The sequence below is a fragment of the Escherichia sp. WS1451 genome (assembly GCF_046487365.1).
GTDB lineage: Bacteria > Pseudomonadota > Gammaproteobacteria > Enterobacterales > Enterobacteriaceae > Escherichia > Escherichia coli.
The window spans coordinates 20,323-28,008 of the sequence record NZ_JBJQJP010000037.1 but is presented as its reverse complement, the minus strand read 5'-3'; the positions used below and the strand labels follow the sequence as shown (position 1 = coordinate 28,008).

General features: G+C 43.4%; 6 protein-coding genes. 5 read left to right on the top strand and 1 reads right to left on the bottom strand.

What is annotated here, in order from left to right:
- Positions 1-648 precede the first annotated feature (648 nt).
- The 5 genes from ACJHX7_RS25105 (at position 649) to nhaR (ending at position 6,680) form a co-directional block, all read left to right on the top strand.
- Complete coding sequence (locus ACJHX7_RS25105; RefSeq protein WP_001274824.1) at positions 649-1,410, top strand: outer membrane protein OmpK; 762 nt, start codon at positions 649-651, stop codon at positions 1,408-1,410.
- A 19-nt stretch (positions 1,411-1,429) separates the two neighbouring features.
- The gene (locus tag ACJHX7_RS25100) at positions 1,430-2,923 is read left to right on the top strand and encodes a sulfatase (protein WP_001173013.1); all 1,494 of its coding nucleotides are present in this window, start codon (positions 1,430-1,432) and stop codon (positions 2,921-2,923) included.
- 129 nt (positions 2,924-3,052) lie between these two features.
- Positions 3,053-4,297 carry a hypothetical protein gene (locus ACJHX7_RS25095; protein ID WP_022645156.1) on the top strand — a complete coding sequence of 415 codons (1,245 nt, stop codon included), beginning with the start codon at positions 3,053-3,055 and terminating at the stop codon, positions 4,295-4,297.
- Between the two features lie 251 nt (positions 4,298-4,548).
- Complete coding sequence (nhaA, locus tag ACJHX7_RS25090; RefSeq protein ID WP_000681353.1) at positions 4,549-5,715, top strand: Na+/H+ antiporter NhaA; 1,167 nt, start codon at positions 4,549-4,551, stop codon at positions 5,713-5,715.
- A gap of 65 nt (positions 5,716-5,780) precedes the next feature.
- Positions 5,781-6,680 carry a transcriptional activator NhaR gene (gene nhaR, locus ACJHX7_RS25085; protein WP_001300855.1) on the top strand — a complete coding sequence of 300 codons (900 nt, stop codon included), beginning with the start codon at positions 5,781-5,783 and terminating at the stop codon, positions 6,678-6,680.
- Between the two features lie 37 nt (positions 6,681-6,717).
- Here nhaR and ACJHX7_RS25080 read toward each other — a convergent pair whose 3' ends face one another.
- Positions 6,718-7,677 carry a fimbrial family protein gene (locus ACJHX7_RS25080; RefSeq protein ID WP_094030563.1) on the bottom strand — a complete coding sequence of 320 codons (960 nt, stop codon included), beginning with the start codon at positions 7,675-7,677 and terminating at the stop codon, positions 6,718-6,720.
- Between the last annotated feature and the right edge of the window lie 9 nt (positions 7,678-7,686).

Genomic DNA, 7,686 nt, shown 5'->3' with positions numbered 1-7,686 from the left:
AGTGAAGTAGTGATTCACGACTTCAAGGCGCTTTTCAAAAGGGTATTTTGGCTTTGACATATCAGGGGCTATTCCATTTCATCGTCCAACAAAATGGGTGCAGTACAGGTTGATGGTAAAATATCACTCGGGGCTTTTCTCTATCTGCCGTTCAGCTAATGCCTGAGACAGACAGCCTCAAGCACCCGCCGCTATTATATCGCTCTCTTTAACCCATTCTGTTTTATCGATTCTAATCCTGAAGACGCCTCGCATTTTTGCGTAATCAATCTTTAGTACATTGTTTATTTTAACTCTTATGTGCGTTTTCATTTACAAAAGTTGAGATTATGAACAAGAGGTTTAAGTTATGCCTGAATGGTGAGTTATTACTGGAGAAAGTAATAGAAGATACAAAATATTCTTGTACAGAATTGAATTTTCTTTTTGTGAGGAAAAATGTTTATAAATCAATGAGTGATATTTAAAATCGACACACTTTTTGAAACACGATACCTCCACACCCGGGGGTAAAAGTAATCTGCGATCTCCATCACGCTTTGCCATTCACCTTTAAATATACTTTCTGAGTCGTTCTTAATCAAAATGAATTATCTGATGTATTGATTTCTATGGAACCATAAAAAAAATGAATGGAGAGCATATTATATGTCTGCCAAAAGACGGCTTCTTATTGCGTGTGCCCTGACAACGATTTTCTATCACCTTCCTGCATATTCTTCATTAGAATATAAAGGTTCCTTTGGCTCAATAAATGCAGGTTATGCTGACTGGAATAGTGGCTTCGTTAACACTCATCGTGGTGAAGTATGGAAAGTGACTGCAGACTTTGGTGTGAATTTTAAAGAAGCCGAGTTTTACTCATTTTATGAAAGCAATGTGCTTAACCATGCCGTAGCGGGGCGTAATCATACCGTTTCTGCTATGACACATGTCAGACTCTTTGACTCCAATATGACTTTCTTTGGCAAGATCTATGGTCAATGGGATAACTCATGGGGTGACGATCTTGATATGTTTTATGGTTTGGGCTACCTCGGCTGGAATGGTTCATGGGGGTTTTTTAAACCGTATATTGGATTACATAATCAATCTGGAGACTACGTCTCAGCCAAATATGGACAAACAAATGGCTGGAATGGTTATGTTGTTGGCTGGACAGCAGTATTACCTTTTACGTTATTTGACGAAAAATTTGTTTTATCTAACTGGAATGAAATAGAACTGGACAGAAATGATGCCTATGCGGAACAACAATTTGGTCGGAATGGGCTAAATGGCGGTTTAACAGTGGCCTGGAAGTTCTATCCTCGCTGGAAAGCCAGTGTGACGTGGCGTTATTTCGATAATAAGTTGGGCTACGATGGTTTTGGCGATCAAATGATTTATATGCTTGGTTATGATTTCTAATTTTCATCAGGGAATAATTATGCAGAAAACATTAATGGCCAGTTTGATCGGCCTTGCAGTTTGCACAGGGAATGCTTTTAATCCAGCCGTAGCCGCCGAAACTAAACAACCCAATTTAGTCATCATTATGGCGGATGATTTAGGCTATGGTGATTTGGCAACATATGGACATCAGATCGTTAAAACGCCCAATATAGACAGGCTTGCCCAGGAAGGCGTCAAATTTACCGACTATTATGCACCTGCCCCCTTAAGTTCTCCTTCACGGGCGGGACTATTAACAGGGCGGATGCCATTTCGTACCGGCATACGCTCATGGATCCCAACGGGAAAAGATGTGGCATTAGGGCGTAATGAACTCACGATTGCTAATCTACTCAAAGCGCAAGGGTACGACACGGCCATGATGGGTAAGCTGCATCTGAATGCAGGCGGCGATCGCACCGATCAGCCGCAGGCAAAAGATATGGGCTTTGATTACTCACTGGTTAATACGGCGGGTTTTGTTACCGACGCTACTCTGGATAATGCGAAGGAGCGTCCCCGTTTTGGCATGGTCTATCCAACGGGCTGGTTGCGTAACGGGCAACCCACACCACGTTCCGATAAAATGAGTGGTGAGTATGTCAGTTCGGAAGTCGTCAACTGGTTGGATAACAAAAAGGACAGTAAGCCTTTCTTCCTTTATGTCGCTTTTACCGAAGTGCACAGTCCCCTGGCTTCGCCCAAAAAATACCTCGACATGTACTCACAATATATGAGCGATTATCAGAAGCAGCATCCTGATTTATTTTATGGCGACTGGGCGGATAAACCCTGGCGTGGTACAGGAGAATATTATGCCAACATCAGTTATCTGGATGCTCAGGTTGGAAAAGTACTGGATAAAATCAAAGCGATGGGTGAAGAAGATAACACCATCGTTATTTTTACCAGTGATAACGGACCAGTAACGCGTGAAGCGCGCAAAGTTTATGAACTGAATTTGGCAGGGGAAACTGATGGATTACGTGGTCGCAAGGATAATCTCTGGGAAGGTGGCATCCGTGTTCCGGCGATTATTAAATACGGAAAGCATCTTCCAAAGGGAATGGTTTCAGATACGCCTGTTTATGGTCTGGACTGGATGCCTACGCTGGCGAAAATGATGAACTTCAAATTACCGACGGACCGGACTTTTGATGGCGAATCGTTGGTTCCTGTCCTTGAGAACAAAGCGCTAAAACGTGAAAAGCCATTAATCTTCGGAATTGACATGCCATTCCAGGATGATCCAACCGACGAATGGGCGATACGTGATGGTGACTGGAAAATGATCATCGATCGTAACAATAAGCCAAAGTACCTATACAACCTCAAAACCGATCGTTTTGAGACCATTAATCAGATAGGTAAAAATCCAGACATTGAAAAACAAATGTATGGTAAGTTCTTAAAGTATAAAGCCGATATTGATAATGATTCATTAATGAAAGCCAGAGGTGATAAACCGGAAGCGGTAACCTGGGGCTAATCTGATAACCATAATAAATGTAATGTATGCCTTTCAGGGCCATGCCCGCCTGATTCAATGTTACACATTGAATCAGGTTCTTTTCTTTGACATATGACGATAATATCCGGGTATTCGCAGGGAGTGAATATGTTTACCAACGTAAATGTTGATTGTTGCAAAACACCAGGATGCAAAAACCTGGGGTTGTTGAATAGCCAGGATTATATTGCACAAGGCAAAAATATTTTATGTCGGGAATGCGGTTACTTGTTTCCTGTGATATCTGAACGATCTCTTAATATTTATCGTAATCGTGTTAATCATTCATGGAGAGGGTTGGTTCCACAATGTTCAGCTTGCGGAAGCACATCTCTGAAAAAGTATGGCTATTCAGCTCAGGGGCAGAGGAGAATGTATTGTCATCATTGTTCCAGAACTTTTATCACTCTGGATCATGTAAATACAACGCCGCGAAGAACACATTTAGCATTGATGATTGATCAAGGCGCTTCACTTGCAGATATCCGTAAATTATTACTTCTTAATAGCACAGGGCTTAACCGTGAATTGATGAAACTATCCCGGGAAGTAAACTATAAAGAAAGTTACCAATACTCTTCTGCTTCTGATATTTCTCTATCTACCCGCGCTTTTCGCGTAAAGTTTAACGGTAGTAATAACTATCTTTATAGCCTTGTTACCGCAGAAGAACAAAGCGGTAGAGTCGTCGCTATTTCAACAAATTATTCTCCATCAGCGGTAGAGTCGCATTATCAATATGCATCAAGTTATGAAGAGCGTTTGTCTCCAGGTACACTGGCGCATCACGTACAACGCAAGGAGTTACTTACTATGCGACGTGATACTTTATTTGATATTGATTATGGTCGGGCGATATTACATCAAAACGATCCGGGGATGCTGGTGAAACCTGTTCTTCCGGCGTATCGCCATTTTGAACTGGTTAGAGTACTGACTGAAGCATATTCTATAAATATTCAACACTACCTTGATCACGAGTGCTTTATATTAGGCGGTTGTCTAATGGCTAATTTACAGCATATTCATCAAGGCCGGTGCCATATTTCATTTGTGAAAGAACGCGGCGAGAAAACGACTCATTATGATACGCCGCCGCGGTTGTTTTTGAGTGGTGGCGTGAGAAATAATGTTTGGCGTGCATTTTCCGCCCGTGATTATTCAATGGCTGTTTGTAACCTTACAGGAAACAAGAAAGCAAATGAAATGCGGTATTCGACGTTAGCAAGCGCGACTCGTTTTATCAACTTCCTGGAGTCTCATCCCTTTCTATCCTCATTAAACCGAATGTCGCCTGCCAATGTTGTCTCCACATTAGATATTTTCAAGCATCTCTGGAATAAACAGCTATAGCACAGTGCGATTTTATTATTACTTTTCCTAATTAATCCCTCAGAAATCCTCACCTTAAGCTATGATTATCAGGGCTTAGGGTCACTCGTGAGCGCTTACAGCCGTCAAAAACTCATCTCATCGCTGATGGCACAAATCCTTCAATGGTTCGTAAAAAACGAATTATTCCTACACTATAATCTGATTTTAACGATGATTCGTGCGGGGTAAAATAGTAAAAACGATCTATTCACCTGAAAGAGAAATAAAAAGTGAAACATCTGCATCGATTCTTTAGCAGTGATGCCTCGGGAGGCATTATTCTTATCATTGCCGCTATCCTGGCGATGATTATGGCCAATAGCGGCGCAACCAGTGGATGGTATCACGACTTTTTGGAGACGCCGGTTCAGCTCCGGGTTGGTTCACTCGAAATCAACAAAAACATGCTGTTATGGATAAATGACGCGCTGATGGCGGTATTTTTCCTGTTAGTCGGTCTGGAAGTTAAACGTGAACTGATGCAAGGATCGCTAGCCAGCTTACGCCAGGCCGCATTTCCAGTTATCGCCGCTATTGGTGGGATGATTGTGCCGGCATTGCTCTATCTGGCCTTTAACTATGCCGATCCGATTACCCGCGAAGGGTGGGCGATCCCGGCGGCTACTGACATTGCCTTTGCACTTGGTGTGCTGGCGCTGTTGGGAAGTCGTGTTCCGTTAGCGCTGAAGATCTTTTTGATGGCTCTGGCTATTATCGACGATCTTGGGGCCATCATTATCATCGCATTGTTCTACACTAATGACTTATCGATGGCGTCTCTCGGCGTTGCGGCAGTAGCGATTGCCGTACTCGCGGTACTGAATATCTGTGGTGTTCGTCGCACGGGCGTTTATATTCTGGTTGGCGTGGTACTGTGGACAGCGGTGTTGAAATCAGGTGTCCATGCAACGCTGGCTGGCGTCATTGTCGGCTTCTTTATTCCGTTAAAAGAGAAGCATGGGCGCTCTCCGGCTAAACGTCTGGAGCATGTTTTGCATCCGTGGGTGGCATATCTGATTTTGCCGTTGTTTGCGTTTGCCAATGCGGGGGTATCTCTGCAAGGCGTCACGCTGGATGGCCTGACCTCCATTCTGCCATTAGGGATCATCGCCGGTTTGCTGATTGGCAAGCCACTGGGGATTAGTCTGTTCTGCTGGTTGGCGCTGCGTTTGAAACTGGCGCATCTGCCTGAGGGAACGACTTATCAGCAAATTATGGCGGTGGGGATCCTATGCGGTATCGGTTTTACTATGTCTATCTTTATTGCCAGCCTTGCCTTTGGTAGCGTAGATCCAGAACTGATTAACTGGGCGAAACTCGGTATCCTGGTCGGTTCTATCTCTTCGGCGGTAATTGGATACAGCTGGTTACGCGTTCGTTTGCGTCCATCAGTTTGACAGGACGGTTTACCGGGGAGCCATAAACGGCTCCCTTTTCATTGTTATCAGGGAGAGAAATGAGCATGTCTCATATCAATTACAACCACTTGTATTACTTCTGGCATGTCTATAAAGAAGGTTCCGTGGTTGGCGCAGCGGAGGCGCTTTATTTAACACCACAAACCATTACCGGACAGATTCGGGCGCTGGAAGAGCGCCTGCAAGGCAAATTATTTAAGCGCAAGGGACGTGGTCTCGAACCCAGCGAGCTGGGAGAGCTGGTCTATCGCTATGCCGATAAAATGTTCACCTTAAGCCAGGAAATGCTGGATATCGTGAACTATCGCAAAGAATCCAATTTATTGTTTGACGTTGGCGTGGCTGATGCACTTTCTAAACGCCTGGTCAGTAGCGTACTTAACGCCGCAGTGGTAGAAGGCGAGCCGATTCATCTTCGCTGCTTCGAATCCACCCACGAAATGCTGCTGGAGCAATTAAGCCAGCATAAACTGGATATGATCATTTCCGACTGTCCGATAGATTCTACGCAGCAGGAAGGCCTGTTCTCCGTGAGAATTGGCGAATGTGGCGTGAGTTTCTGGTGCACAAATCCGCCGCCGGAAAAACCGTTCCCGGCTTGTCTGGAAGAACGGCGGCTACTCATTCCCGGGCGTCGCTCCATGTTAGGGCGCAAATTGCTTAACTGGTTTAACTCCCAGGGATTAAACGTAGAAATCCTCGGCGAGTTTGATGATGCCGCGTTGATGAAAGCTTTTGGTGCGATGCACAATGCAATCTTCGTTGCCCCAACGCTTTATGCATATGACTTTTATGCCGATAAAACTGTCGTAGAAATTGGTCGCGTCGAAAATGTGATGGAAGAGTACCATGCTATTTTTGCTGAGCGGATGATTCAGCACCCGGCGGTACAGCGAATCTGCAATACGGATTATTCTGCGCTTTTTAGCCCAGCGGCACGTTAATCGGTAGCTCCCCCAAAGTTAAGGTGGGGGAGATAGATTAGTTGTACATTACCACGATTTTGACTCGGCTCATTATTTGCCCGCTTGAGACATTATTTCCATATGTACGCGGGCGAATAAATAGAGGAATCTGATTACTTCCTTCATGGGGATGCTGAAAAGAGTAGTAATTGCTTTTACCATACTGCATTTCATTCGTACCATCATTGGAGAGTTGAAAGCCTATTTGACCCGCACCGTCCTCACTGTTTTCTAACTCATTTTTTAATATGCTGGTTCCTGAATCCTGTATCGTCACTGGCTCAAAGTAATATTCAACATCACTGGGTTCAAAAACTAATTCACCTTGCTCACCCTGGATACAGTCAAATCTTATATGATGAAACTGATAATTTTCATTATTGATACGAGACAGTACAAATCGTCCAGTGTCGATAGATTGATCTTCAAAACCACAGGTCATTAAATTTACCTGTAAAATAGTATTTAAATTAAAATTAAAGCGGACGCTATTACAATTAGTATTATTCCCTGTACATGAACTCACTTCAATTTCGAACAACAAAGGAAAAGGCGTTCCTGGAAAAATGTCTGCGGTGTTAGAACTATCTGATACAGATGCGATAGAATATGGAATGGTGAAATTTATCGCAGATAGCATTTCTTCTAAATTATAAGATGCCTTCCCTGGAAGCTCTATTTTTTTACCGTCAGATTCAAAGGGGAAATTAATAATATAATGACGACTTCCGACTTTAAACCTTAAAGCGTTCTGTGTTAAGAAATGAACTTTAATGGCGTTGGTCGTCTCTTGCAAGTCTGCACACTCAATGATATTCCCGGTGTTTTCAATTTTTTCGGCGGTGAGATTACCTTTCATACTCAGTGGCTTGAGTATATATGTTCCACGTTGTTCACCGACATTGGTCACTGCACAGGGAGCACTTTGCACAATAAAAGAATATAGACTCAAGGTGATTAATAAAAGCCACTTCATAGTAAACTC